The 25,256-nt window shown below is 73.4% G+C and carries 21 protein-coding genes and 2 pseudogenes; 14 read left to right on the top strand and 9 right to left on the bottom strand.

Translation table 11 applies throughout. The annotated features are described in order from the left end of the window. The first annotated feature begins 58 nt into the window (after positions 1 to 58). The 6 genes from KBZ10_RS07730 to KBZ10_RS07705 all read left to right on the top strand — a co-directional run bounded on the left by KBZ10_RS07730 (position 59) and on the right by KBZ10_RS07705 (position 7,039). Positions 59 to 1,777 carry an extracellular solute-binding protein gene (locus tag KBZ10_RS07730; RefSeq protein WP_210986770.1) on the top strand — a complete coding sequence of 573 codons (1,719 nt, stop codon included), beginning with the start codon at positions 59 to 61 and terminating at the stop codon, positions 1,775 to 1,777. Next, entirely contained in the window at positions 1,774 to 2,799 is a 1,026-nt protein-coding gene (locus KBZ10_RS07725; protein ID WP_307847260.1) for an ABC transporter permease subunit, read from the top strand. The genes KBZ10_RS07730 and KBZ10_RS07725 overlap by 4 nt, the downstream gene beginning before the upstream one ends. After that, the gene (locus KBZ10_RS07720) at positions 2,796 to 3,767 is read left to right on the top strand and encodes a carbohydrate ABC transporter permease (protein WP_210986769.1); all 972 of its coding nucleotides are present in this window, start codon (positions 2,796 to 2,798) and stop codon (positions 3,765 to 3,767) included. Before KBZ10_RS07725 ends, KBZ10_RS07720 begins: the two co-directional genes overlap by 4 nt. 116 nt (positions 3,768 to 3,883) lie before the next feature. After that, positions 3,884 to 4,132 (top strand): hypothetical protein, encoded by a 249-nt coding sequence (locus KBZ10_RS07715; protein WP_210986768.1) that lies wholly within the window; start codon positions 3,884 to 3,886, stop codon positions 4,130 to 4,132. Beyond that, complete coding sequence (locus KBZ10_RS07710) at positions 4,129 to 6,282, top strand: beta-galactosidase (protein WP_307847259.1); 2,154 nt, start codon at positions 4,129 to 4,131, stop codon at positions 6,280 to 6,282. Before KBZ10_RS07715 ends, KBZ10_RS07710 begins: the two co-directional genes overlap by 4 nt. Positions 6,283 to 6,334: 52 nt before the next feature. After that, on the top strand, positions 6,335 to 7,039 hold the full coding sequence (locus KBZ10_RS07705) for a hypothetical protein (protein ID WP_210986913.1): 705 nt from the start codon (positions 6,335 to 6,337) through the stop codon (positions 7,037 to 7,039). Positions 7,040 to 7,108: 69 nt separating this feature from the next. Here KBZ10_RS07705 and KBZ10_RS30480 read toward each other — a convergent pair whose 3' ends face one another. Further along, the gene (locus tag KBZ10_RS30480) at positions 7,109 to 7,438 is read right to left on the bottom strand and encodes an ATP-binding protein (protein ID WP_374223322.1); all 330 of its coding nucleotides are present in this window, start codon (positions 7,436 to 7,438) and stop codon (positions 7,109 to 7,111) included. Between KBZ10_RS30480 and KBZ10_RS29210 the strand changes: the two are divergent. Beyond that, a pseudogene (locus tag KBZ10_RS29210) lies at positions 7,329 to 7,940 on the top strand (DUF5753 domain-containing protein); the annotation flags it as partial. The gene KBZ10_RS30480 and the pseudogene KBZ10_RS29210 sit on opposite strands and share 110 nt — an antisense overlap. 70 nt (positions 7,941 to 8,010) lie before the next feature. On the opposite strand, the pseudogene KBZ10_RS30475 reads toward KBZ10_RS29210, so the two are convergent. Both KBZ10_RS30475 and KBZ10_RS07690 read right to left on the bottom strand, forming a co-directional pair. Continuing rightward, a pseudogene (locus KBZ10_RS30475) lies at positions 8,011 to 8,193 on the bottom strand (hypothetical protein); the annotation flags it as partial. Positions 8,194 to 8,304: 111 nt separating this feature from the next. Continuing rightward, positions 8,305 to 9,318 carry a LacI family DNA-binding transcriptional regulator gene (locus KBZ10_RS07690; RefSeq protein WP_210986765.1) on the bottom strand — a complete coding sequence of 338 codons (1,014 nt, stop codon included), beginning with the start codon at positions 9,316 to 9,318 and terminating at the stop codon, positions 8,305 to 8,307. A gap of 389 nt (positions 9,319 to 9,707) precedes the next feature. On the opposite strand from KBZ10_RS07690, the gene KBZ10_RS07685 reads away from it, so the two are divergent. Continuing rightward, a complete protein-coding gene (locus KBZ10_RS07685; RefSeq protein ID WP_210986764.1) occupies positions 9,708 to 11,645 on the top strand; it encodes an acyl-CoA dehydrogenase family protein in 1,938 nt (645 codons plus the stop codon). 35 nt (positions 11,646 to 11,680) lie between these two features. Here KBZ10_RS07685 and KBZ10_RS07680 read toward each other — a convergent pair whose 3' ends face one another. Genes KBZ10_RS07680 through KBZ10_RS07665 form a run of 4 tightly spaced genes read right to left on the bottom strand, consistent with a single transcriptional unit; the run spans position 11,681 to position 15,534 of the window. Next, positions 11,681 to 12,313, bottom strand: a complete 633-nt coding sequence (locus tag KBZ10_RS07680; RefSeq protein ID WP_210986763.1) for an ATP/GTP-binding protein — start codon at positions 12,311 to 12,313, stop codon at positions 11,681 to 11,683. Next, entirely contained in the window at positions 12,294 to 12,674 is a 381-nt protein-coding gene (locus KBZ10_RS07675) for a DUF742 domain-containing protein (protein ID WP_210986762.1), read from the bottom strand. Before KBZ10_RS07675 ends, KBZ10_RS07680 begins: the two co-directional genes overlap by 20 nt. Then, positions 12,671 to 13,105, bottom strand: coding sequence for a roadblock/LC7 domain-containing protein (locus tag KBZ10_RS07670; RefSeq protein WP_210986761.1), 435 nt, complete (start codon positions 13,103 to 13,105; stop codon positions 12,671 to 12,673). The genes KBZ10_RS07675 and KBZ10_RS07670 overlap by 4 nt, the downstream gene beginning before the upstream one ends. Then, positions 13,102 to 15,534, bottom strand: a complete 2,433-nt coding sequence (locus KBZ10_RS07665; RefSeq protein ID WP_210986760.1) for a nitrate- and nitrite sensing domain-containing protein — start codon at positions 15,532 to 15,534, stop codon at positions 13,102 to 13,104. The genes KBZ10_RS07670 and KBZ10_RS07665 overlap by 4 nt, the downstream gene beginning before the upstream one ends. Before the next feature lie 341 nt (positions 15,535 to 15,875). Here KBZ10_RS07665 and dxr point away from each other — a divergent pair, with 341 nt between their 5' ends. From dxr to KBZ10_RS07635, 6 genes are all read left to right on the top strand, one after another. Then, positions 15,876 to 17,129, top strand: coding sequence for a 1-deoxy-D-xylulose-5-phosphate reductoisomerase (gene dxr, locus KBZ10_RS07660; protein ID WP_210986759.1), 1,254 nt, complete (start codon positions 15,876 to 15,878; stop codon positions 17,127 to 17,129). After that, positions 17,126 to 18,427, top strand: coding sequence for an RIP metalloprotease (locus tag KBZ10_RS07655; protein ID WP_210986758.1), 1,302 nt, complete (start codon positions 17,126 to 17,128; stop codon positions 18,425 to 18,427). The genes dxr and KBZ10_RS07655 overlap by 4 nt, the downstream gene beginning before the upstream one ends. A gap of 172 nt (positions 18,428 to 18,599) precedes the next feature. Further along, positions 18,600 to 19,757: a flavodoxin-dependent (E)-4-hydroxy-3-methylbut-2-enyl-diphosphate synthase gene (gene ispG, locus KBZ10_RS07650; protein ID WP_210986757.1), complete on the top strand. Its 1,158-nt coding sequence runs from the start codon at positions 18,600 to 18,602 to the stop codon at positions 19,755 to 19,757. Between the two features lie 416 nt (positions 19,758 to 20,173). Continuing rightward, positions 20,174 to 21,019 (top strand): GNAT family N-acetyltransferase, encoded by an 846-nt coding sequence (locus KBZ10_RS07645; RefSeq protein WP_210986756.1) that lies wholly within the window; start codon positions 20,174 to 20,176, stop codon positions 21,017 to 21,019. A gap of 14 nt (positions 21,020 to 21,033) precedes the next feature. Beyond that, positions 21,034 to 21,567, top strand: coding sequence for a GNAT family N-acetyltransferase (locus KBZ10_RS07640; protein WP_210986755.1), 534 nt, complete (start codon positions 21,034 to 21,036; stop codon positions 21,565 to 21,567). An 85-nt stretch (positions 21,568 to 21,652) separates the two neighbouring features. Further along, positions 21,653 to 23,347 (top strand): proline--tRNA ligase, encoded by a 1,695-nt coding sequence (locus KBZ10_RS07635; protein ID WP_210986754.1) that lies wholly within the window; start codon positions 21,653 to 21,655, stop codon positions 23,345 to 23,347. A gap of 306 nt (positions 23,348 to 23,653) precedes the next feature. Here KBZ10_RS07635 and KBZ10_RS07630 read toward each other — a convergent pair whose 3' ends face one another. Continuing rightward, positions 23,654 to 24,592, bottom strand: coding sequence for an aminoglycoside phosphotransferase family protein (locus KBZ10_RS07630; RefSeq protein ID WP_210986753.1), 939 nt, complete (start codon positions 24,590 to 24,592; stop codon positions 23,654 to 23,656). Positions 24,593 to 24,674: 82 nt separating this feature from the next. Next, positions 24,675 to 25,187: a ferritin-like domain-containing protein gene (locus tag KBZ10_RS07625; protein ID WP_210986752.1), complete on the bottom strand. Its 513-nt coding sequence runs from the start codon at positions 25,185 to 25,187 to the stop codon at positions 24,675 to 24,677. Positions 25,188 to 25,256 lie beyond the last annotated feature (69 nt).

Genomic DNA, 25,256 nt, shown 5'->3' with positions numbered 1-25,256 from the left:
TCGACCACGCGGTCAAGGGACTGGCCGTGCGGCGGTTACGCCACGAAGGGTTGACGCAATGCCGAACTTCCAGGCTCCGGGCCGCGGTTCCGCCCCGCACCGCGGTTCCGCCCCGGGCCGCCCCGCCCCGCGCAGCAGACGGACGTTCCTCGCCGGAGCGGCCGCCGTCACCGCGGCGGCCGCCGGCGGGTTACCCCTGCTCAGCGGGTGCTCCTCGGGCGAGAGCACCAACCGCGGCGGCACGACCAGCGGCAAGGACCTCAGGAAGCTGCTGCCTGCCCATGTGGCCTCCCGGGCGAGCGATCCGGACATCCCCAGCCGCAACGGCTCCAGCCCCGGCTTCACCCGGGCCCCGGCGCCCGGGGACCTCACCGCCTCGGTACGCGGCAAGCCGGGCCGCGGCGGCACGTACACCGCCTTCACCCCGCTCTGGGGCACCCCGCCGCCGAAGGACGCCGCGTACTACCGGGCCGTCAACGAGGCGCTGGGCGCCGAGATCCGCTGGCAGACCCAGGACGGCAACACCTACGGCGAGAAGCTGAGCGCCGTCCTCGCCTCCGACGGCATCGCCGACATCGTCTGCGTCCCGCAGTGGGAGATGCAGGGCCGCATCCACGGTGCGATCAGCGCCAAGTTCGCCGACCTCGGCCCGTATCTCTCCGGCGACAAGGTGAAGAAGTACCCCAACCTCGCCGCCATCCCCACCGCCGCCTGGCAGATGTCCGTCTTCGGCGGGAAGCTGCGCGGCCTGCCGATGCCCGCGCGCCCGCTCGGCGGCGTCGTCCCCTTCTACCGGCAGGACCTCTTCGAGAACGAGGGCTGGGAGGTCCCGGACAGCCCGGACGCGTTCCTCGCCCTCGCCAAGGAGATCACCCGCCCCGCGAGCAAGCGGTGGGCCTGCGAGGACATGTGGTGGTCCGCCCAGATCATCTTCGGCTGCCCGCCGGAGAAGCCGTACTACTGGACCGAGCGGGACGGCAAGCTCGTCCACAAGGTCGAGACGGACGCCTGGCTCGAAGCGCTGGAGTGGACCCGCAAGCTCTACGCCGCCGGGGTCGTCCACCCGGACGCCGTCGCCGGCAAGGCCAACGACGCGGCCACCCGCTTCACCTCCGGCCAGTCGCTGATGATGAACGACGGCGACGCCAAGTGGTATGGCCTCACCTTCGAACAGGCCGCCGCCAACCCGGATTTCCGCATCCAGGCCATGGACTTCTTCGGTCCCGGTGGCGGCGACCCCGTCCTCTACCGGGGTGCCCCCGCCAGCCTCTGGTCCTTCCTCAACAAGAAGCTGTCGAAGGAGCGGATCGAGGAGTGCCTCGCGATCGCCGACTTCATCGCCGCCCCCTACGGCACGCGCGAGCAGCGGCTCATCGACTACGGCACCGAGGGCGAGCACCACACGATCGAGGACGGCGTGCCGGTGAAGACGGAGAAGGGCGTCAAGGAGGTCCAGGACACCTACCGCTTCATCGTCTCCGCCGAGGCCGCCGTCGCCTACCCCGACCATCCCCGAGTGGTGAAGGACTACTGCGGCTGGATGCAGCGGATGGGCGCCCATATGCGCAAGCCGCTCTTCCACGGCATGCAGATCCAGGAGCCCACCCGGTACGCCTCCCTCTACACACCGTTCGAGGACCTCGCCAAGGACGTGGTCCGCGGCCGCAAATCGCTGCGCGACGCGCAGCGGGCCGTCACCGACTGGCGGAAGGGCGGGGGCGACAAGCTGCGCGACTGGTACGCGGAGCTGCTGGAGAAGAACGGCAGCGGAGTGTGAGCAGCGCCGTACGCCCCCGGGCCGCGGGGGCGCCCCCCGGCACCCCCGCCCCGGACGGCGGCAGCGGTGCCGGCGACGGCGGCCGCCCGGGCGCGCCCCGCCCCGCGCCGTCCGCCCGCCGCCGGCACCGGCTGCGCCGGGACCGCTCCCTGCTGCTGATGACGCTCCCGGCCGTCGGCCTGCTGGCGCTGTTCGTGTACGTCCCGCTGATCTGGACCACGGTCGCCTTCAAGGACTACGACCCGTATCTCTCCGGGCTGTGGGACAGCCCGTGGACCGGCTGGGAGAACTTCTCCCTGCTGCTGTCCGACAGCCGCTTCTGGGACGCCGGCGCCAACACGCTCGCCATCACCTTCCTCCAGCTCACCCTGTTCTTCCCGGTCCCCATCGCGCTGGCGCTGCTCCTCAACAGCCTCATGAGCGAACGCGTCCGGGCCGTCGTGCAGAGCGTGCTCTACCTCCCGCACTTCTTCTCCTGGGTGCTCGTCATCACCGTCTTCCAGCAGATGCTGGGCGGCGCCGGGCTGCTCTCCCAGCTGCTGCGCGCCCGCGGCTACGAGGGCTTCGATCTGATGACCGACCCGGGGGTCTTCACGTTCCTGGTCACCGCGCAACTGGTGTGGAAGGACGCGGGCTGGGGCGTCATCGTCTTCCTCGCCGCGCTCTCCGCCGTCAACCAGGACCTGTACGAGGCCGCGGCGGCCGACGGCGCCGGACGGTGGCGCCGCATGTGGCACGTGACGCTGCCCGCGCTGCGGCCCGTCATCGCCCTGCTGCTGGTGCTGCGCGTCGGCGACGCCCTGACCGTCGGCTTCGAACAGATCCTCCTCCAGCGCGACGCGGTCGGGCCGGGCGCCTCCGAGGTGTTCGACACCTATGTGTGGTGGGTCGGCATCGCCAACGGCGACTACGGCGTCGCCGCGGCGGGCGGCCTGATCAAGGGGGTCTTCAGCGTGGTGCTGGTCCTGCTGGCCAACAAGGTCGCCCATCTGCTGGGCGAGCAGGGGGTGTACCGGAAGTGAGCACCACGGCACCGCCGCGGACGGCCGCCGCACAGCCGGACCCGCCGTCCGCCGCCCCGGCGGCACCGGACGCGGGGCGGCGCGGCGGGCGGCCCGTGTGGGAGGAGGAGCCGGGGCCGGTCGGGCAGGGCCTGAAGGGCGCCACCCTCGCCGCCGTCTGCCTGGCGATCCTCGGCCCGCTGTGGGTGGTCGTCGTCACCAGCCTCTCCGACCAGAGGACCATCACCGAGGCCGGCGGGCTGGTGATCGTCCCGAGGACGGTCACCTTCCGGGCGTACCAGGAGCTGCTGAGCGGCGGGACCGTCACCCGCGCCACGGTCGTCAGCCTGCTGGTCACCCTGGTGGGCACCGCCATCAGCATGGCCGTCTCCATCCTCTGCGCCTACGGGCTCTCCCGGCCCGGCTCCCTGCTGCACCGGCCGATCCTGATGACCCTGCTGCTCACCATGTTCTTCAGCGCCGGCCTCATCCCCACCTATCTGCTGGTCACCGGCATCGGCCTGCAGGACAGCTACTGGGCGATGATCCTCCCGAGCGCGGTCTCGGTCTTCAACATCCTCGTCCTGCGGGCCTTCTTCATGAACACCGCGCCGGAGCTCATCGACAGCGCCCGCATCGACGGCGCGGGGGAGTGGCGCATCCTGCTGCGCATCGTGATGCCGCTGTCCAAGGCGGTCATCGCCGTCATCTCGCTCTTCTACGCGGTCGGCTACTGGAGCCAGTGGTTCAACGCGATGATCTACCTCAACGACTCCGGGAAGTGGCCGCTGCAGATGATCCTGCGGCAGCTCGTCATCAAGCAGGAAGCACCCCAGGGCATGTCCCAGATGATCGCCACCCAGCAGGTCCCGGGGCTGGCCGTGCAGATGGCCGTCATGGTGCTGGCGCTGATCCCGGTGGTGGCCGTGTACCCCTTCGTGCAGAAGCACTTCACCAAGGGGATGCTCACGGGCGCCATCAAGGGCTGACCCGGTCCCGGTCCCCCCTCGCCGGGGCCGGGTCCCGGCCCGCGCCCGTGTTCTGCGCCACCGCACGGCCGCACGACCCGCCACCGTCCGCTCACACGGAAGGAGCTCCCCAGGACATGCCGCACCTCTCCGCACCCGGCGGACGCACCCCGGTCCCGGGCTCCGCCCTCACCCGGAACGCCGGCCGGGCCGTCCCCGCCGTGCACCGCCGCGGCGACGGCAGCGGCACCGCCCGGGGCCGCGTCCGGGACGACGCGCACCGGGTGGTCCGGACGGGCCGGTCCACCGCCGGGGACGCCCGGATCCCCGGCCGCGTCCGCCTCGGCACCGGCGAGCACGGCACCCCGCACGGAGCGCCCGCGTGAGCCGGCCCGCACGGCCCGGACGCCCCGCACGGCGCGGACGGTCCGCACGGCCCGGCCCGGCGGACGCCACCCGGGGCCGCGTCCTCTACGGCGGCGACTACAACCCCGAGCAGTGGCCCGAGGAGACGTGGACCGAGGACATCCGGCTGATGCGCGAGGCCGGGGTCACCCTCGTCACCGTCGGCGTCTTCTCCTGGGCACGCATCGAACCCGAGCCCGGCGCACGGGACTTCGGCTGGCTGGACACCGTCCTCGGCCTGCTGGACGAGGCCGGCATCGGCGTCTGCCTCGCCACCCCCACCGCCTCGCCCCCGCCCTGGCTCGGCGCCCGCCACCCGGACACCCTGCCGCGCGACCCCGCGGGCGCAACCGTCTGGTACGGCTCGCGCAACCACTTCTGCGCCTCCTCCGCCGTCTACCGCGAGCACGCCGCCGCCCTCACCGAGGACCTCGCCGCCCGCTACACCGGCCACCCCGCGCTGCGCCTGTGGCACGTCGGCAACGAGTACGCCACCCCCTGCTGGTGCGAGTCCACCGCCCGCCACTTCCGCCGCTGGCTGCGGCGGCGCCACGGCACCCTCGACGCGCTCAACGAAGCCTGGGGCACGGCCTTCTGGAGCCAGACCTACGGCAGCTGGGACGAACTGATCCCGCCGCGCCGCGCCCAATACCTGCTCAACCCGGCGCACGAGCTCGACTTCCGCCGCTTCACCAGCGACGCGCTGCTGGAGTGCTTCACCACCGAACGCGACATCCTGCGCGGACACGACCCGGACACCCCCGTCACCACCAACTTCATGCCGTTCTTCCCGGGCGTGGACGGGTGGGCCTGGGCCGCCGAGGAGGACGTCGTCTCCGCCGACATCTACCCCGATCCCGCCGACCCGCACGGCGGCGCGGAGAACGCCCTCGTCCAGGACCTCACCCGCTCCCAGGCCCGTGGTCCCTGGATGCTGATGGAGCAGGCCGCCGGCGCGGTGAACTGGCGGCCCGTCAACCGGCCGAAGCCGCCGGGACTGATGCGCCTGTGGTCCCTGCAGGCCGTGGCGCGCGGGGCCGACGCCGTCTGCTTCTTCCAGTGGCGGCAGTCCCGGCAGGGCGCCGAGAAGTTCCACTCCGCGATGCTGCCGCACGCGGGGGAGCACAGCCGGACCTTCCAACAGGTGCGCGAACTCGGGGCCGAACTGGCCGGGCTGGGCGGCGAGGTGGCGGGACGGCCGGTGCCGGCCGGGGCGGCGGTCCTGCACGACTGGGATGCCTGGTGGTCCGCCCGGGGTGAGGGCCGCCCCTCCGCCCTCGTCACCCACGAGGGCCTGCTGCGCGCCTGGCACCGGGCCCTGTGGGAGGCGGGGATCACCACCGACTTCGCCCGCCCCGACGCGGACCTGAGCGGCTACCGTCTCGTCGCCGTGCCGCACCTCCACCTGCTCACCGGGGAGGCGCTGCGGAACCTCAGCGCCCATGTGCGCGGCGGCTCCACCCTCGTCTGCGGCTTCTTCACCGGCGTCACCGACGGCGACGGCCGGGTGCGCCCCGGCGGCGTCGACGCGCGACTGCGCGAACTGCTGGGCCTCGCCACCGTGCACGAGTGGTGGCCGCTGGCGGAGCGCGAGACGGTCACCGTCACCACCACCGCGGCCTCCGCGCCGGCTGAGACCGCCGCGACCGCCGGAAGCGGACTGCCGGACACCTTCACCGGCAGCCTCTGGACCGAGGACCTCGAACTCGCCGGAGCCGAGCCCGTCGCCGTCCTCGAAGGCGGCGAACTGGACGGCGGCCCGGCCGTCACCCGCCACCGCCACGGCGCCGGCACCGCCTGGTACGTCTCCACCCTGCCCGAACCCCCGGCGCTGCGCGCCCTGCTGACGCACGCGGCCACCGCCGCCGGGCTGCGGCCCGCGCTCCCCGGACTCCCCGCCGGCGTGGAGGCGGTCCGCCGCGGCGACCTGCTCTTCCTCCTCAACCACAGCGGCGCCCCGGCCGTGGTCCCGCTCCCCGCCCCGGCCACCGACGTGCTGACCGGGCGGGACCACACCAGTGCCGTCCGCCTCGACCGGCACGGCGCCGCCGCGCTGCGCACCGGGGCCCGGCGGGACGGGGCACCGGACGCGCCACCCGCACCGCACGTTCCCGAACCCCCACCCCCGTAGAAGGAGAACCCCCGTGCGACCCTCCACCCCCTCCACCCCCTCCACCGCCCGCATTCCACGCCGGACGCTGCTCCGCACCGCCCTCCCCGCCGCGGCCGCGCTGGCCGGACTGACCACCCTGGCCACCGCGCCCGCCCACGCCGCCGTCTGGTCCTCCTCGGAGCAGTGGGGCACCTGGTCCAACGGTGGCTACACCCTCTACAACAACATCTGGGGCTCCGGCACCGGACCGCAGACCATCTGGGCCAACTCGTACAGCGACTGGGGCGTCTGGGCGGACCACCCGAATACCGGCGGCATCAAGTCCTACCCGAACGCCAAGAAGACCGTGAACAAGCCGATCAGCCAGATCACCACGCTGACCAGCCACTACAACGTCACGGTCCCGAACTCCGGCGCCTACAACACGAGCTACGACATCTGGGACACCGACTACGACCACGAGATCATGCTCTGGGTCAACCGGACGGGCCCGGTCGGCCCCCTCGGCTCCCACCAGGGCGACGTCTCGCTGGGCGGCCACAGCTGGTCCGTGTACCGGGGCGACAACGGCCACAACGCCGTCTACACCTTCATCCGCTCCTCCAACTCGACCGCCGGCACGGTGAACATCAAGCCGGTCCTGGACTGGCTGAAGAACACCAAGGGCTGGATCGGCGACGAGACCATCGGCGACGTCCAGTTCGGCTACGAGATCACGTCCTCGGCGGGCGGCCTGGACTTCCGCACCAACAACTTCGGCGTCTCGTCGAACTGAACGACGGCCCGACGGCGCAGAGGCTCACGGGGTGCAGGTGTTCCGGTCGCCGCGTGAGCCCCTGACGCTTCACCGGGTGCGCATCGTGGCCCACACACGCGAGCCGTCGCCATGCGCTTCGTGGCCCCACGAGTCCGACAGCGCCTCCACCAGGAGGAGCCCGCGTCCGTGCTCACTCTCTTCTTCCGGTGCGGACGACTGCATGGGGTACCGCGGGCCGCTGTCGGTCACGGCTACCGTCACCTTGCCGGCCGACAGGGTGAGACGGAGCCTGATGTGCACCGTGCCGATGGTCCGCGGGACCGCTGATGCCTGCGGAGCCACGGAGGCCGAGCGCGAGGCCCTGGCCGAGTCGGTCCGCGGACAGGGCGAGGGCTGGTGGGTCGGCGATCCGGCCATTCCAGAGTGGATGGACCCGCTGGCCGGCTTTGAAACGGCCGCGGAGTACGTACACGCCTACGCGAACATCCTCGTTCCCGGGCTCCTGCAGACTCGCGCCTACGCGCTGGCGGCCCATCAGGCCGGCGACGTGCGCGCCGATCGGGACGAGATCGAACGCAAGGTCGCGGCTCGCATGCGGCGTCAGGACATCCTCGAACGCGAGAACCTCCACCTGTGGGCGATCCTTACCGAGAGCGTGCTGCGGACTGTCGTGGGCGACGAGGCGGTGATGGCGGAGCAGATGGCCCGTCTGGAAGAGACGTCCCGGCGGCCGAACATCGATATCCAGGTTCTCCCGCACAGATCCGGAGCCTCGGCCGCCGGGTCGGGCGGCCACTTCCTGATTCTCGGACGGGACGACGAACGGCACCCGCTCCGCTTCATGTCGGTGGTCTACCTGGAGATGCACACGCGCGGCCTGTATCTGGATGACCCCGACGACCTCCAGGCCGATAAGTTGGCCCATGCCTACCTGCGTTCCCAGGCAGCCGACCCGAAGGCCTCGCGGAAGATGCTCGCCGCCGCACGACAGGAGTTCTCCCCAGGACGGGGCCGCCGAGCCGGGCGCGGACCCGGATCGCGTCCGGGCCCCGGGGTTCGAGCCGTACGGTCTCCCGCCGGCCCGACCACTCCAGGGCGCCGCCGCTCTCGCGGAAGGTGCCGGCCGTGGGGGAGGACTGGGCGAGCGAGGCTGACTGCGGTGACGGGTTCACATGCGCTCCTCTGGGGTGACGGCGGCCGGTCGGACTGCGTGCGGGTCCGCTGGTACGGGGGGAGCGGTGGTAGGGGAGAGCGGTGATACGGGGAGCGCGGCGCGGCGGTGCTCAGTCCCGGGCGGGCGGGGGACCGGAGCTGGCCCGGACGGTGAGTTGCGGGGGAAGCAGGGTGGTGTGGGGCCGGCCGCCTCCCTCCAGCTTCTCCATGACGAGCTCCACGGCCCGGCGTCCCATCTCCTGGGCGGGGATGGCGACCGAGGTGAGCCGCACGGACGCCTGCAGGGCCACCTGTTCCGGGCAGACGGCCACCACCGACACGTCCTCCGGCACGGCCCGGCCCTGCTCCCGCAGGAGGCTGAGCAGCGGGTCGATCGCGTTCTCGTTCTGCACCACGAAGCCGGTGGTGTCCGGGCGTTCGCCGAAGATCCGGGCGAGGGTGCCCGCCAGCGACGGGTAACTGCCCTCGCACGGCCGGTGCAGGGTGCGCAGCCCGAGTTCGCGGGCGCGGCGGCGGAGCCCCTCGACCGTCCGCTCGGCGAAGCCGGTGTGCCGCTCGTAGACGGCGGCGGCCTCGCCGATCACGGCGATCTCCCGGTGGCCGAGCTTCGCCAGATGCTCGGCGCAGAGCGCGCCGGTCGCGGCGAAGTCCAGGTCCACGCAGGTCAGTCCGGTGGTATCGGCGGGGAGCCCGATGAGGACCGCGGGCCGGCCGGTCTCGCGCACCAGCGGCAGACGGGCGTCGAGCAGTTCGACGTCCATCAGGATCATGGCGTCGGCCAGGCCGCTGCCGGCGACCCGGCGGACGGCGGCCGGCCCCTCCTCGCCGGTCAGCAGCAGGACGTCGTAGCCGTGGTTGCGGGCGGTGGTGGCGACCGCGAGGGCGATCTCCATCATCACGGGGACGTACATGTCGGTCCGCAGCGGCATCATCAGCGCGATGATGTTCGAGCGGCTGCTGGCCAGTGCGCGGGCGCCCGCGTTGGGGTGGTAGCCGAGCTCCTCGATGCTGCGTTCGACCCGGTCGCGGGTGGTGGCGGAGATGGAGCGCTTGCCGCTGAGGACATAACTCACCGTGCTGGCGGAGACCCCGGCGTGCCGGGCGACCTCGGCGAGTGTGACCATGCAGTTCCCCAGCGGTGCGACGGTGACGGACGGCGGGCCAGGGGCGGGTGAAGCGCTTCGACTGCCTGCTCGGCCCCGCCCGTCGATCCCTGCCGTGGAACGACAGTAGACCGGTGACCGGAAGCTGTCCAGGAGGAGTGTCGAAGCGCTTCAACGGGCGTCGGCGGCGCGCTTCAGAGGCGCCCCGGAGCGGGGGCGCGTCCCCGAACGCGTCCCGTTGCGTACCGGCGCCCCCCCGCCGTCCGGCCCATCGGTTCGGGGGGCGCCCGGTATGTGCCGTCCCCGGCCGGGTACACCGTCACCAGCCCCCACCGCCCGGCCGGAGCCCCGCCGTCCCCGCCCCGGCCGGTGCCGGCCCCGCACCCCCTACTCGCGGCGAGGTGAGCCCCGTGACCGCACCGTCCACCCGTCCCTCCGTCTCCGAACGCGAAGCGCGCGAGGTGGCCGAGGCCGCCCGTGAACAGGAGTGGCGCAGGCCGAGCTTCGCCAAGGAGCTCTTCCTCGGCCGGTTCCGCCCGGATCTCGTCCACCCCGGCCCCGCCCCCGACCCCGGAGACGAACGGCGCGGGGAGGCGTTCCTCGCCCGGCTCCGCACGTTCCTCGCCACCCGCGTCGACAGCGCCCTCATCGAGCGCGAGGCGCGCATCCCCGACGACGTCGTCCGCGGCCTCAAGGACCTCGGCGCGCTCGGCATGAAGATCGACACCCGGTACGGCGGCCTCGGGCTCAGCCACGTGTACTACCACCGGGCCCTCGCCCTCGCCGGCTCCGTCAGCCCGGCGATCGCGGCCCTGCTCTCCGCGCACCAGTCGATCGGCGTCCCCCAGCCGCTGGCGGTCTTCGGTACCCCGGAGCAGAAGGAGGCCTTCCTGCCGCGCTGCGCCCGCACGGACCTCTCCGCTTTCCTCCTCACCGAACCCGACGTCGGCTCCGACCCGGCCCGTCTCGCGACCACCGCCGTGCCCGACGGCGACGACTACCTCCTCGACGGGGTGAAGCTCTGGACCACCAACGGCGTCGTCGCCGATCTGCTCGTCGTCATGGCCCGCGTCCCGGCCGGGGACGGCCACCGCGGCGGCATCACCGCCTTCGTGGTGGAGGCCTCCTCCGAGGGCATCACGGTCGAACACCGCAACGCGTTCATGGGACTTCGCGGCCTGGAGAACGGCGTGACGCGCTTCCACCGCGTCCGGGTCCCCGCCGCTCACCGCATCGGCGCGGAAGGAGCGGGCCTCCGGATCGCCCTCGCCACCCTCAACACCGGCCGGCTCTCCCTCCCCGCCATCTGCGCCGGCGCCGGCAAGTGGAGCCTGAAGATCGCCCGCGAGTGGTCGGCCGCCCGCGAGCAGTGGGGCCGGCCCGTCGGGCGGCACGAGGCCGTCGGGGCCAAGATCTCCTTTATCGCATCCACCACCTTCGCCCTGGAGGCCATGGTCGACCTGGCCGGGCGGATGGCCGACGAGGGCCGCACGGACATCCGGATCGAGGCCGCGCTCGCCAAGCTCTACGGCAGCGAGATGGCCTGGCGCATCGCCGACGACCTCGTCCAGATCCGCGGCGGCCGCGGCTATGAGACCGCGGCCTCCCTCGCCGCGCGCGGCGAACGCGCGGTCCCCGCCGAACAGCTGCTGCGCGATCTGCGCATCAACCGGATCTTCGAGGGCTCGACGGAGATCATGCATCTGCTGATCGCCCGGGAGGCCGTGGACGCCCATCTGTCGGTGGCCGGCGACCTCATCGACCCGGACGTCCCCCTGGCCGGGAAGGCCCGCGCCGGTGCCCGGGCCGGCGGCTTCTACGCCCGCTGGCTGCCCGGGCTGCTCACCGGGCCGGGCCGGCGGCCGGGCTCGTACCGGGAGTTCCATCCGGCCGGCCACCCGGACCTCGCCCGCCATCTGCGCTGGGCGGAACGTTCCTCCCGCCGGCTGGCCCGCGCCACCTTCTACGCCATGTCCCGGTGGCAGGGGCGGCTGGAGAGCCGGCAGTGCTTCCTCGGCCGGATCGTGGACATCGGCGCGGAACTGTTCGCCGTCAGTGCGGCCTGCGCCCGGGCGGAGCGGCTGCGCCGCGAGGCGGACCACGGCCGGGAGGCGTACCAGCTGGCCGACGCCTTCTGCCGGCAGGCGCGCGTCCGCACCGAGGGACTCTTCCGCCGGCTGTGGACCAACACCGACGACCTCGACCGCAAGGTCGCCGCGGGCGTCCTCGGCGGGGCGTACACCTGGCTGGAGGAGGGTGTCCTCGATCCCAGCGGCGACGGGCCGTGGATCGCCGATGCGGCTCCGGGCCCGGTGCGCCGGAAGAGCGTCCACCGCACGATCGGCTGAACACGTCCCTCCCGGGCCGTTCGCCGTCGGGGCCGTCAGCGCACTTCGGCGCCCCGGGAGGCCCGGGCGCCGTCCGGCGGTGCCATCGCCATCAGCAGATCGACCAGGGCGAGCATCAGATCCCGTCCCACCTCCGGCCGCCGGACGTCGCCCAGCAGCAGCGGGACCGCCGGGTCGAGGTCGAGGGCGTGCCGGACCTCCTCCTCCGTGCGGTCGCAGTGCCCGTGGAAGCAGTTGACCCCGACCACGAACGGGACACCGCGGTTCTCGAAGAAGTCGATGGAGGCGAAGCTGACCGCCAGCCGCCGGGTGTCGACCAGCACGATCGCCCCCAGAGCGCCGTTGACGAGGTCGTTCCACATGAACCAGAAGCGTTCCTGGCCCGGCGTGCCGAAGAGGTAGACCACCAGGTCGGCGCTGATGGTGATCCGGCCGAAGTCCAGCGCCACCGTGGTGGTGCTCTTCTCCGCCAGTTCCTCGATGACGTCCACCCCGGCGCTGGCCTGCGTCAGATACTCCTCGGTCCGGACGGGGGCCACCTCGCTGACCGCACCGACCAGGGTCGTCTTGCCCACCCCGAAGCCACCGGCGACGAGGAACTTGACGGCCGCCGGAGCCGCCCGGCCACGCTCCGGTCCGGCTCCGTGGTCAGAGTTGTTCGAGCCCATCCCTCACCGCCCGCAGAAGAGTCCTGTCCAGTCCGGCTTGCGCGGCCGTCATCGGCGGCCGTGTCGTCACCCCGCCCAGCGCGATCAGATCCCCGATCAGGATCTTGGTCACGGAGACCGGCAGATCGAGCGCGGCCGCGATCTCCGCGACGGCGGCCGGGACCCGGCACCGCTCCAGGATGGCGCGGTGCTCGGGCTCCAGGCCGCGTGCGGGGGGCTGGTCCCGGTCCGTCGTGACGACCATGGTGATCAGTGTGAGGCCCTCCCGCTCCGGCACCGTACGGCCGCGGGTGATCGTGTACGGCCGGACCAGGGACCCGTCGGCGTCGTCCGGTCCGAGCCCCTCCGTCCAGTGGCTCAACCAGATCTACCCCCGTCACCGGCGGGGGCGTCGCCGCGGGGCTCGGTGCCCAGCTTCTTGCCGACCTGCTGGACCAGGGTGTACATCGCCACCGACATGACCTCGGCGTCGACCTCCTGGGAGGCGATCACCGCGAGGTGCGTGCCCTTGCCCGCGGAGATGATGAAGAGCCACAGGTCGGCCAGTTCCACGATGATCTGGCGCACCGCCCCGCCGTTGAAGAGCTCGTCGATGCCCCGGGCGAGACTCTGCTGGCCGGTGGCCACGGCGGCCAGCCGCTCGGCGTCCGTCCGCTCGATGGTCCCGGACTGGCTGACGACCATGCCGTCGTCGGACAGGATGACGGCGTGCAGGGTCCCCGCCACCTGTTCCACCAGTCCGTCGAGCAGCCAGTCGAGGTCCCGGTCGGTTGCCGTGGTGCGCTGTGTCATTCTCGGTCTTCCCTTGCTGTTCCGCCGGGTTGGGGCGGGCTGACGTCGGCCGGGGGGAGGTCCTGCTCGGAGGCCGGCCCGCGGATGATGCGGGACTGGCGCTGGAACGCGCCCACCGTCGCGCCGGAGCGCTCGGGTGCCGGATGCGCGTGGGGGGACGCGTCCTCGTCGGTGCCGGTCCGCCGCGGCGGGTTCCGGAGTTCGGGGGTGAGGCCGGCCTGCCGGACCCGCCGGGGCAGCGGGCTCGCCCCGCCGCCGGCACCGTTCACGGCACCGCTGTGCGGGGCGGCCCCGCCGTCGCGCGTACCGGTGCCGCCGGTCACGGCCGCCGCGGCCTGTCCCCGGGAGCGGCGCGGGAGTCCGGGGGAGGGCTCTTCCGCGGCGGACGGCTGAGCGGCGTCCTTCGGCTCCCCCGCTCCACGGGCCGCCGGCAGGGCCCTCCCGGCCGGGGCCGCGGCGCCCTCGGGCGCATCGCTCTCCGGCTCCGGTTCGCCGGCCACCAGTTCGGCGGGGATCATGACGATCACCCGGGTGCCGCCGAACACCGACGGGCGGAACTCGAGCGTCAGCCCGAGCCCGGCGGCCAGCCGCGCCACCACGTACAGGCCCAGCCGGGCGTCGTCGGCCCGGGACATCATGTCCATTCGCGGCGGCTCGGCCATCATCGCGTTGAGCCGCTCGTACTCCTCCGGCTCCATGCCGAGACCGCGGTCCTCGATCTCCACGACCAGGCCCCGGCCCACCACACCGGCCCGTGCCTCCACGGGGTTCGGCGGCTTGGAGAAGACGGCGGCGTTCTCCATCAGTTCCGCGAGGATGTGCGCCACCGGGCCGACCGCGCGTTCGGAGAGCCACGGCCTGCCCTGCACCTCGATCTGGATGCGGCGGTAGTCCTGCACCTCGCCCAGCGCGGACCGCAGCACGTCCAGCACCGGGACGGGCCTGCGCCAGCGCCGCTGCGGCTGCCCGCCGCCGAGGATGACGAGGTTCTCCTCGTAGCGGCGGAGCCGGGCCGCGAGATGGTCCAGGTCGAAGAGCCCCTCCAGGACCTCCGGGTCCTCGTGGCGGCGCTCCATCTCGTCGAGCTTCTTCAGCTGGAGACCGATGAGCAGCTGCGTGCGGCGGGCGATGCGCTGAAGCAGCCGTTCGAAGCCGCGGTGCTGCTCGGTCTCCCGGACGGCGGTCTCGACGGCGCTGCGGCGGGCGAGGTTGAGGGCCTGGCCGAGCCGGCCCAGCTCGTCGTCGCCGTGCGGGACCTCCCGCACCTCGGCCTCGACGTCGATGTCCTCGCCGCGCTGCAGCCGCTCCACGACGGCCGGGAGCTCCGTCTCCAGCCGCGCCGCCTCGTCGCGCAGTGCGAGGATCCGCTGCCGCAGGGAGCCGGTGAGCCACAGGCTGAGCCCGATGACGACGACGACCGCGCCGAGCCCGATGGCGCTGGCGGCGACCGTGCGGGCCATCAGATCCCGTACCGATCCGTCGTTGGCCCGGTTGAAGTCGGCGGCCAGTCTGCCGGTCAGCTCCCGCAGCGGGGGCCGCAGGCCGGCCATGGCCTTCCGCCACTGACCGGCCTCGCGGGGCAGGTCGCCGGGCTCGGTGAGGGGGAGCTGCAGCAGCGTCTGTTCCACCACGGTCTTGGTGTGCCAGGCGTCCTTCAGGGTCATGTCCTGGTGGAACGCGGACTCGGCCTCGGACAGCCGCGACTCGATGCGGTCCGTGAGGAGGTACTGCTGGGCGCCGATCCACTCGACGAGGCGGGAGCGCTCCGTCTTGCCGAGGTGCCCCGCGGTCCAGCCGCGGGTGAGCACCGCGTCCTCACGGGCGAGCATCTCGGTGGCCCACATGAGGTCGGTCAGCGGCTGCGCCCGGACGCTGACCGCGCCGTTGTCCGTGTTGCCCAGGGCGTCGGCGAACTGGAGAGCGCTGTCGATCAGGACGGTGAAGGACTCGAAGGCCACGGGCTGGGTGCCGCTCCCGTCGTCCACGGAGTCCCGGATGTCCGGGAGCACCCGGAGCTCCTCCCGGGCCCGGGACAGCGCGTCGCGGAGCTCACCGTGCAGTCCCGCGGTGCCGGAGTCCGTACCGGAGCGGAAGGCCCGGACCGCCCTGTCGGTCCGCTCGCGCTGCTTTCTCAGCGCGTCGCGGGAGCTCCCGGGGCCGGCCAGGCTCTCCGCGGTCAGCCGCCGTTCCTCCTGGAGGCCGGCGGCCAGGTCGCCGGTGAGCGCGATGCCGCGGTCGGCCAGGGCCGCGTGCCGGGCCTGCAGCCGCCAGTCGAGCGCCAGCCGCGCCGTGCTGACCCCCCACAGGGCCGCCAGCGCCACGCTGGGGATGAGGGCCAGGACGAGCAGGACCGTGCGCAGTGACCGCGGACGGCGTACGGGGTCCGCCCCCCGCCCCGGTTCCTCGGGCGTACGCGAGCGCAGTGCCATGTCACCCCAGCCAGACGTCGCAACGGGTATCGCCGCAGGTGGGGGGCGGCGCGTGGTGGAGCCGATGCTAGTTGTGACCGCAGGGGGAAGGAATACGGCTGCACGAACCGTGTGCAGAAAGATCCGCTCGGTTGCCCCGGGTCCGGCCGGGGCACGAACTCGCAGGCCGGGGAACGGTATTGCGGCCCGGCGCCCGGCGCGGCCCGGATCCGGACCCGGTCGCTCCGGGCCCTGGGGGGACCCTGCGGGGAGCGGACGCGCGTACGCCTCCGCCCCCGCCGCCCGCGGTGGCGGCGGGTGTGCCGTCCGCCGCGCGCGGCCCGTGCGGTGACAATGGGGGGATGACGGACTCCCTCGCCCACCCGCATCTGACCTTCCCGGCGGCCACCGCCGCCACCGGGGGCCCGCGGGACATCGTGATCCTCGGCTCCACCGGCTCGATCGGCACCCAGGCCATCGACGTGGTGCTGCGCCATCCCGGACGCTTCCGGGTGACCGGCCTGTCGGCCGCCGGCGGCCGGGCCGGGCTCCTCGCCGAGCAGGCCCGCCGGCTGGACGTCCGCACCGTGGCCGTCGCCCGGGAGGACGCCGTGCCGGCCCTGCGCGAGGCGCTGTCCGCCGCGTACGGCTCCGCGAAGCAGCCGGAGATCCTGGCGGGGCCGGACGCCGCGGCGGAGCTGGCGGCGAGCGACTGCCACACGGTGCTCAACGGCATCACCGGCTCCATCGGCCTGGCTCCGACGCTCGCCGCCCTGGAGGCCGGCCGGGTGCTGGCCCTGGCCAACAAGGAGTCGCTGATCGTCGGTGGCCCGCTGGTCAGGGCGGTGGCCAAGCCCGGCCAGATCGTGCCGGTGGACTCCGAGCACTCCGCGCTCTTCCAGGCGCTGGCGGGCGGTAGCCGCTCCGAGGTGCGCAAGCTGGTCGTCACCGCCTCGGGCGGTCCGTTCCGCGGCCGGACCAAGCCGGAGCTGGCCGAGGTCACCCCCAAGCAGGCGCTGTCGCACCCCACCTGGGACATGGGCCCGGTGATCACGATCAACTCGGCGACCCTCGTCAACAAGGGCCTGGAAGTCATCGAGGCGCATCTCCTCTACGACATTCCGTTCGAACGGATTGAGGTGGTCGTCCACCCGCAGTCGTATGTGCACTCGATGGTGGAATTCACAGACGGTTCAACGCTGCTCCAGGCCAGCCCCCCGGACATGCGGATGCCGATCGCGCTGGGGCTGGGCTGGCCGGAGCGGGTGCCCGACGCCGCTCCCGCCTGCGACTGGACCAAGGCGTCGAACTGGGAGTTCTTCCCGCTCGACAACGACGCCTTCCCCTCCGTGGGGCTGGCGCGGCACGTCGGCGGCCTCGGCGGTACGGCCCCCGCCGTGTTCAACGCCGCCAACGAGGAGTGCGTGGACGCGTTCCTCGACGGCCGCCTCCCGTTCAATGGCATCGTGGAGACCGTCGCCGAGGTGGTGGCCGAGCACGGCGGCCCCGGGCGGGGAACCTCCCTCACCTTGGCCGACGTCCTGGAAGCGGAGGAGTGGGCGCGCGCCCGCGCCCGTGAGATGGCGGCGACGTCAGCATCGGAGGCCCGCGCATGACGACCCTGATGACGGTTCTCGGCATAGTCGTCTTCGTGATCGGGCTGCTGTTCTCGATCGCGTGGCACGAGCTGGGGCACCTGTCGACCGCCAAGCTGTTCGGCGTGCGGGTGCCGCAGTACATGGTCGGCTTCGGCCCGACCCTCTTCTCCCGCAAGAAGGGGGAGACGGAGTACGGCGTCAAGGCCATCCCGTTCGGCGGCTACATCCGCATGATCGGCATGTTCCCGCCGGGCGAGGACGGCAGGGTCACCACCCGCTCCACCTCGCCCTTCCGCACCATGATCGAGGACGCCCGGGAGGCCGCCTTCGAGGAGCTGCAGCCCGGGGACGAGAAGCGGCTCTTCTACACGCGCGCGCCGTGGAAGCGCGTGATCGTGATGTTCGCCGGCCCCTTCATGAACCTGGTGCTGGCCGTGGCGGTCTTCATGGGCGTGCTGATGGGCTTCGGCATCAACACCCAGACCACCACCGTCTCCACCGTCTCCGACTGCGTGATCTCGCAGAACGAGAACCGCGACACCTGCCGCAAGGGCGACCCGGCCTCACCCGCCAAGGCGGCCGGACTCCAGCCGGCCGACCGGATCGTCGCCTTCGACGGCGAGCCGATCGAGGAGTGGTCCGTTCTCCAGGAGCGCATCCGGGAGACCACCGGTCCCGCCACCATCACCGTCGAGCGCGCCGGAGAGCTCAAGACCCTCCAGGCCGACCTGGTGGAGAACCGGCTGGTCAAGTACGACGACAACGGCCGACTCATCAAGGGCGAGTACGTCACCGCGGGCTTCCTCGGCTTCAGCCCCGCCACCGGAGTCGTCCAGCAGACCTTCGGTCAGTCGGTCGACCGCATGGGCGACATGATCACCAATGGCGTGGAGGCGCTGATCGCCCTGCCCTCGAAGATCCCCGCGCTCTGGGACGCCACCTTCGGCGACGCCGAGCGCGAACCCGACTCCCCGATGGGCGTCGTCGGCGCGGCCCGCGTCGGCGGCGAGGTGTTCAACCTCGACATCCCGCCGCAGCAGCAGGTCGCGACCATGCTCTTCCTCGTCGCGGGCTTCAACCTGTCGCTGTTCCTCTTCAACATGCTGCCGCTGCTGCCGCTCGACGGCGGCCACATCGCGGGAGCGCTGTGGGAGTCGGCGCGGCGGAACACGGCCCGGATCTTCCGGCGCCCGGACCCGGGCCCGTTCGACGTCGCCAAGCTGATGCCGGTCGCCTATGTGGTCGCCGGGATCTTCATCTGCTTCACCCTGCTGGTCCTCATGGCCGACCTCGTCAACCCCGTCCGGATCTCCTGACGGGCCGGCCCGCCCGGGCCCGCGGACGGCCGGGGGGTACCCCCTCCCGGCCGTCCCCCGTCCGCGCGCCGCGCGGGAGGCCGCGGCGGCCGCACCCCCGCGCGTGCCGTAATCTCGGACCGGAGCCCGCCTGTCTCCCGGGCCAGAAGCCATACGTTGGGGTTGCACGCAGATGACTGCGATTTCGCTGGGAATGCCGTCCGTTCCGATCAAACTGGCGGACCGCCGGGTGAGCCGGCAGATCCACGTCGGCTCGGTGCCGGTCGGCGGTGACGCGCCGGTATCGGTGCAGTCGATGACGACGACCGTGACGGCGGACATCGGCGCCACCCTGCAGCAGATCGCCGAGCTCACGGCGGCCGGCTGCCAGATCGTCCGGGTCGCCTGCCCCTCGCAGGACGACGCCGACGCGCTGCCCGTCATCGCGAGGAAGTCCGGCATCCCCGTGATCGCCGACATCCACTTCCAGCCCAAGTACGTCTTCGCGGCGATCGACGCCGGCTGCGCGGCGGTCCGGGTGAACCCGGGCAACATCCGCCAGTTCGACGACAAGGTCAAGGAGATCGCCAAGGCGGCCTCCGACGCCGGCACCCCGATCCGCATCGGCGTGAACGCCGGCTCGCTGGACAAGCGGCTGCTGGCCAAGTACGGCAAGGCCACCCCCGAGGCGCTGGTCGAGTCGGCCCTCTGGGAGTGCTCCCTCTTCGAGGAGCACGGCTTCCGCGACATCAAGATCTCGGTCAAGCACAACGACCCGGTCGTCATGATCAACGCGTACCGCCAGCTCGCCGCCCAGTGCGACTACCCCCTCCACCTGGGCGTCACCGAGGCCGGCCCGGCCTTCCAGGGCACCATCAAGTCCGCGGTCGCCTTCGGCGCGCTGCTGAGCGAGGGGATCGGCGACACCATCCGGGTCTCGCTCTCCGCGCCGCCGGTCGAGGAGATCAAGGTCGGCAACCAGATCCTGGAGTCCCTCGGACTTCGGCAGCGCGGGCTGGAGATCGTCTCCTGCCCCTCCTGCGGCCGGGCCCAGGTGGACGTCTACAAGCTGGCGGAGGAGGTCACCGCCGGCCTGGAGGGCATGGAGGTCCCGCTGCGCGTCGCCGTGATGGGCTGCGTGGTGAACGGACCCGGCGAGGCCCGCGAGGCGGACCTCGGCGTGGCCTCGGGCAACGGCAAGGGCCAGATCTTCGTCAAGGGCGAAGTCATCAAGACGGTGCCCGAATCCAAGATCGTCGAGACTCTGATCGACGAGGCTATGAAGATCGCCGAGCAGATGGAGCAGGACGGCGTCGCCTCCGGCGAGCCCGTCGTCACCGCCGCCGGCTGACCGCCCCCGCCTGGCCGGCCGCGCCACCGGGCACACCCGCGGGCCCCGGCCCGCGGCACCCGCGCGCCGGACACCGCCCGTGCCCCCGCCGGCCCCCCGGCGGGGGCACGGGCCGTCCCGGAGCCCAGGGTTTCCCGCCGGCCGGTGTTTGGCGGCAGCCCCGGCGGCCCAGACGGAGGACAGGACCCGGGAAGGTCCTCCCCCGGTCCGGGCCGGTGCGCGGCACCGGTCCGGACCGGCCGCCCCGTCCGTTCCCCGGGCACGGCGGGTGCCCCGGGAACAGGGGAGGTACAGTGCGGCTGGGGCCAGGTCCCGTCCCGGGGACGGGCCGGACGGACCCCGGGGCGTGACGCCCACCCCGCCGCACCCGGGGGCGCCCCGGAACGACGCAGCAGCAGACGGTGAGGCCCCGACACGTGTTGACCCAGACGACCACCAGGGTCCTCGGCCCCGGTGATCTCGACGCCACCCTCGCGGTGCTCGACCGCGACCCGGTCACCAACGCCTTCGTCGCCGCCCGGGTCCAGGCCGCCGGCCTCGACCCCTGGCGGCTCGGCGGCGAGATGTGGGGCTGGTACGCCGACGGCCGGCTGGAATCCCTCGCCTACGCCGGCGCCAACCTCGTCCCCGTGGAGGCCGGCCCCGAGGCCGTCCGCGCCTTCGCCGAACGCGCCCGCCGCGCCGGCCGCCGCTGCTCCTCCATCGTCGGCCCCGCCGAGTCCACCGCCCTGCTCTGGTCGCTGCTGGAGCCGAGCTGGGGCCCCGCCCGCGAGGTGCGGCCCCGCCAGCCGCTGATGGTCGCCTCCGCCGTGCCCCCGGACGTCGCCCCCGACCCGTACGTCCGGCGCGTCCGCAAGGACGAGATGGACATCGTCATGCCCGCCTGCGTGGCGATGTTCACCGAGGAGGTCGGCGTCTCCCCGCTGGCCGGCGACGGCGGACTGCTCTACCAGGCCCGGGTCGCCGAACTGGTCTCCGCCGGCCGCTCCTTCGCCCGGATCGAGGACGGCCGGGTGGTCTTCAAGGCCGAGATCGGCGCGGCCACCGACCGGGCCTGCCAGATCCAGGGTGTCTGGGTGGCCCCGGAGTTCCGCGGCCGCCGGCTCTCCGAGACCGGCATGGCCGCCGTCCTGCGGTACGCCCTCGCCGATGTCGCCCCGCTCGCCAGCCTCTACGTCAACGACTTCAACACCCCCGCCCGCGCGGCCTACCGCCGCGTCGGCTTCCGGGAGACCGGCGCCTTCATGAGCGTGCTCTTTTGAGTAGTCTCGCGGCCATGGATGACGTCGTGGTCGGCCCGCTCGACCTGATCGCGCGGGTGGACGACGCGCTGGCCGTGCAAGCCCTCGCCTTCGGGCTCACCGAGGAGGAGGTCGGCGTACGGCGGCACATCGTCCAGCGCCACATGGCCTGCCCCGGAGCCCGCGCGCTGGGCGCCACCATCACGGACGGCCGGCTCGTCGGCTTCGCCTACGGCATGCCCAACGACCGCGGCCACTGGTGGTCCACCGTCGTCGAACCGTATCTGCGCCGCGAGGGCCGGGATGCCTGGCTCGACGACGCCTTCGTCGTCACCGAACTGCACGTCCTCCCCGACCACCAGAAGCGCGGCATCGGCCGCCGGCTGATCACCGACCTCACCGACGCCGCCACCGAGCCGCGGAGCCTCCTCTCGGCGATCGACACCGACAGTCCCGCCCGCGGCCTCTACCGCTCCCTGGGCTACCGGGACCTCGCCCGCCCCGTCTACTTCCCGAGCGCCGCCAGCCCGTACGCGGTGATGGGCGCCCCGCTTCCGCTGCGCCGATAGCGCCCGGACGGCCGCCGTTCCTCGGCGCGCCCCGCTTTTCGGTAGCCTCCAGGGCAATCACTTTTTCCACGCAGGAGAGAACCTCATGGTCCAGCGCATGTCCCGGATGATGCTCAAGACGCTGCGCGACGACCCGGCCGATGCCGAGACCCTCAGCCACAAGCTGCTGGTCCGCGCCGGGTACGTCCGCCGTGCGTCCGCCGGAATCTGGACCTGGCTGCCGCTGGGCAAGAAGGTCCTGGAGAACGTCTCGCGGGTCGTCCGCGAGGAGATGGACGCCATCGGCGGCCAGGAGGTGCTGCTCCCCGCCCTGCTGCCGAAGGAGCCGTACGAGACCAGCGGCCGCTGGGAGGAGTACGGCGAGCTGCTGTTCCGGCTGAAGGACCGCAAGGGCGGCGAGTACCTCCTCGGCCCCACCCACGAGGAGATCTTCACCCTCACGGTCAAGGACCAGTGCACCTCCTACAAGGACCTGCCGGTGGTGCTCTACCAGATCCAGACCAAGTACCGGGACGAGGCCCGCCCCCGCTCCGGCGTGCTGCGCGGCCGCGAGTTCCTGATGAAGGACTCGTACTCCTTCGACACCGACGACGAGGGTCTGGCCGAGGCGTACCGGCTGCACCGCGAGGCGTACACCCGGATCTTCGAGCGCATCGGCCTGGACTACCGCATCGTCTCCGCCGTCTCCGGCGCCATGGGCGGCTCCGCGTCGGAGGAGTTCCTCGCCCCGGCCGCCGCCGGCGAGGACACCTTCGTCGACTGCCCGGCCTGCGACTACGCGGCCAACACCGAGGCCGTCACCACCGTGGTGCCCCCGGCGGAGGCCACGGACCACCCGGCCGCCGAGGAGCTGGACACCCCGGACACCCCCACCATCGAGACCCTCGCCGAGTACCTGGGCGTGCCCGCCTCCGCCACCCTCAAGAACGTGCTCGTCAAGGTGGACGGCAAGATCACGGCCGTCGGTGTCCCCGGCGACCGCGAGGTGGACCTCGGCAAGCTCGGCGAGCACCTGGCCCCGGCCGTCGTGGAACTGGTGACGGCCGAGGACTTCACCGACCGCCCCGACCTGGTCCGCGGCTACGTCGGTCCGCAGTCCATGGCCGGCAGCGCCTTCCGCTACATCGCGGACCCCCGCGTGGCCGTGAACACCAGCTGGATCACCGGCGCCAACAAGGAGGGCAAGCACGCCCGCAACGTCGTCTGCGGCCGCGACTTCGAGGTGGACGAGTACCTCGACGTGGTCGTCGTCGAGCCGGGCGACCCCTGCCCGAAGTGCGGCACCGGCCTGCAGATCGACCGCGCCATCGAGATCGGCCACATCTTCCAGCTCGGCCGCAAGTACGCCGACGCCTTCCACCTCGACGTCCTCGGCCGGGAGGGCAAGCCGGTCCGGGTCACCATGGGCTCCTACGGCATCGGCGTCTCCCGCGCCGTCGCGGCCCTCGCCGAGCAGACCGCCGACGACAAGGGCCTGTGCTGGCCCGCCGAGATCGCCCCGGCCGATGTCCACATCGTCGCCGCGGGCAAGGCCCAGCAGACCGAACTGGCCCTGGAGGTCGCCGACAAGCTGCGCTCCGCCGGGGTGCGGGTCCTCGTCGACGACCGGGCGGGCGTCTCCCCGGGCGTCAAGTTCACCGACGCCGAGCTGATCGGTGTGCCGGTGATCCTGGTCGCGGGCCGCCGGGCCGGCGAGGGCGTGGTCGAGCTCAAGGACCGCCGCACGGGCGAGCGGGAGGAACTGACGGTCGCGGAGGCCCTGGCCCGCCTCGGCGGCTGACCGCACGGCGGTGGCCGGGCGCCCGCCACGGCCGCGGCGCCGTTTCCGTCCCCGCCGTTTCCGTCCCCGGCCGGCGCGGTGTCCGGCGGACAGCAGCGGAAGCGGACGGGGACGGGACGCGGAAGCGGGCGCCCGCCTGCCCGCCCGGCCGCGCGCGTGCCGGACTGCTCGCTCCATCGGCCGGGAACGCGGCCGGACACCGGCGCCGGACGGGAGCGGCCGGTGTGCGGTCCCGTCGGTCCGCCGGGCCGGTGAGGTGTGCGGGAACGGCGCGGCACCGGCCGGGGCCGGCGGATACGGGACCGGTCAGAACCAGCTCGCGAATTCCAGGAGAAGGGCACCCCGCCGGTGGCCGCGGCCCAGGGCCGGCAGCCCGTCGGCCACCGCGCGGAACACCGTCCAGCCGCGCAGCCGCTCCCGGTCGACCTCCAGGGAGTCCGCCAGCCTGCCCAGCCGGCGGCGGGCGGCGGCCGCCCCGCCCGGGGCGGCCACCAGGTCCTCCAGCCGGTCGCGGACCGGCAGCGCCAGATCGTAGGCCCGCTCGCCGACCAGCGGGTCCGGGCCGACCGCGAGCCACGGCGCGCGCTCGCCCGCCAGCACCTTCCCCTCCCGGAACCGGCCGTGCAGCAGCAGCCGTTCCGGCTCCGCGGCCGTCAGCTCCGCGTGGGCCGCGAGCGCCTGCCCGGCCAGCGGCCGGACATCGGCCGCCCAGGGCTCGTCGGCCGCCGTGCGCAGCAGCGCCGCCGCCCGCGCGGTGCGGTCCGCCACCGACGGATAGGGATGGGCGTCCGGCTCCGTCCACAGCCGCCGGACCGTGCCCGCCGCCTCCAGCAGGGCCTTGGCCTCCGGCAGGGAACTGAGCGACACCTCGCCGTGCAGCCGTTCCAGGAGCAGGGCACCGGCCGCCTCGTCCGCCTCCAGCAGCCGTACGGCGCCGAAGCCGTCCCAGCGGGCCAGCGCCGCGCGCTGCGCGGCGGCGTCCGCGCCGGGAGGCACCAGTTTCAGCGCGGCCCGGCCGCCGTCCGCCCGCCGTACGAGCACCAGCAGGCTGCTGCGGCCGCCGGGCTCCTGTACCCGCTCGGGGGCCAACTCCCAGCGCCGCAGGGCATCCCGGGTGAGCACCGGCAGTTCCGCCAGCCACGTCCGGCCGGCGGGGGCGGCGTCGCCCGCCTCCCGCAGCGCCCGTGCCAGGCGCGGCGGCGGTTCCAGCGGAGCGTCGTTCCCGGCCCGTGCTGCGGAAGCCATGCCCGGTCCGTCCCCTTCCGTCGCCGTCTCCTCGGGTTCCCGCTCGCCGTGTTCCGCGCCGCCGGCCGTACGGGCGGCGGGGTCAGAGCTCGCTCGCGCCGCCGCCCGGCGGTCCGTCCGTGGGCTCGGCCGGTGCCGAACGCTCGGTGAGACCAGGGAAGGCTACGCTGCCGCCCCGCCACCGCACCGCCCGGACCGCCGCTTCCCGCAGCGCGCCCGCCGCGTCCCGGCGCAGCCCGCCCTCGGCGGCCCGGACGAGATCGGCGTAGACGGCCGCCACCCGCTCCTCCAGCTCGGCGGCCAGCCGTGCCGCGGCGGCCGCGTCCGGCACCGGGAAGGGCAGCGCGTAGGCCGCGGCGGACGCCTCCGGCTCACCGCCCAGATCGCGGACCGTGCGGTGCAGCGTGTCCCGGCGCGCCCGGTGGGCGTCGTGCCCCTCGCGCGCCTCCTTGCGCCGGTCCTCACCGATCCGGCCGCCGACCACCCCGTAGCCGTACACCGCGGCGTGCTCCGCGCGCAGGGCGTGCTGCGCCGCGTCGAGGACGGCCTCGGGCGGGGCGTCGTCGTCGCGGGGGGCGGTCCGGGCGGTGATCATGCGGTGCTGCCTTCCGGGGAGGGGCCCGGGAGCCGGCGGTCCCGGGAAGAGATGAACGGGACGTCCGCC

Source organism: Streptomyces sp. F63, assembly GCF_018070345.1.
Classification (GTDB): Bacteria; Actinomycetota; Actinomycetes; order Streptomycetales; family Streptomycetaceae; genus Streptomyces.
Note: the sequence above shows the minus strand (reverse complement) of the source record. Positions and strands in the feature narration are given on the sequence as shown.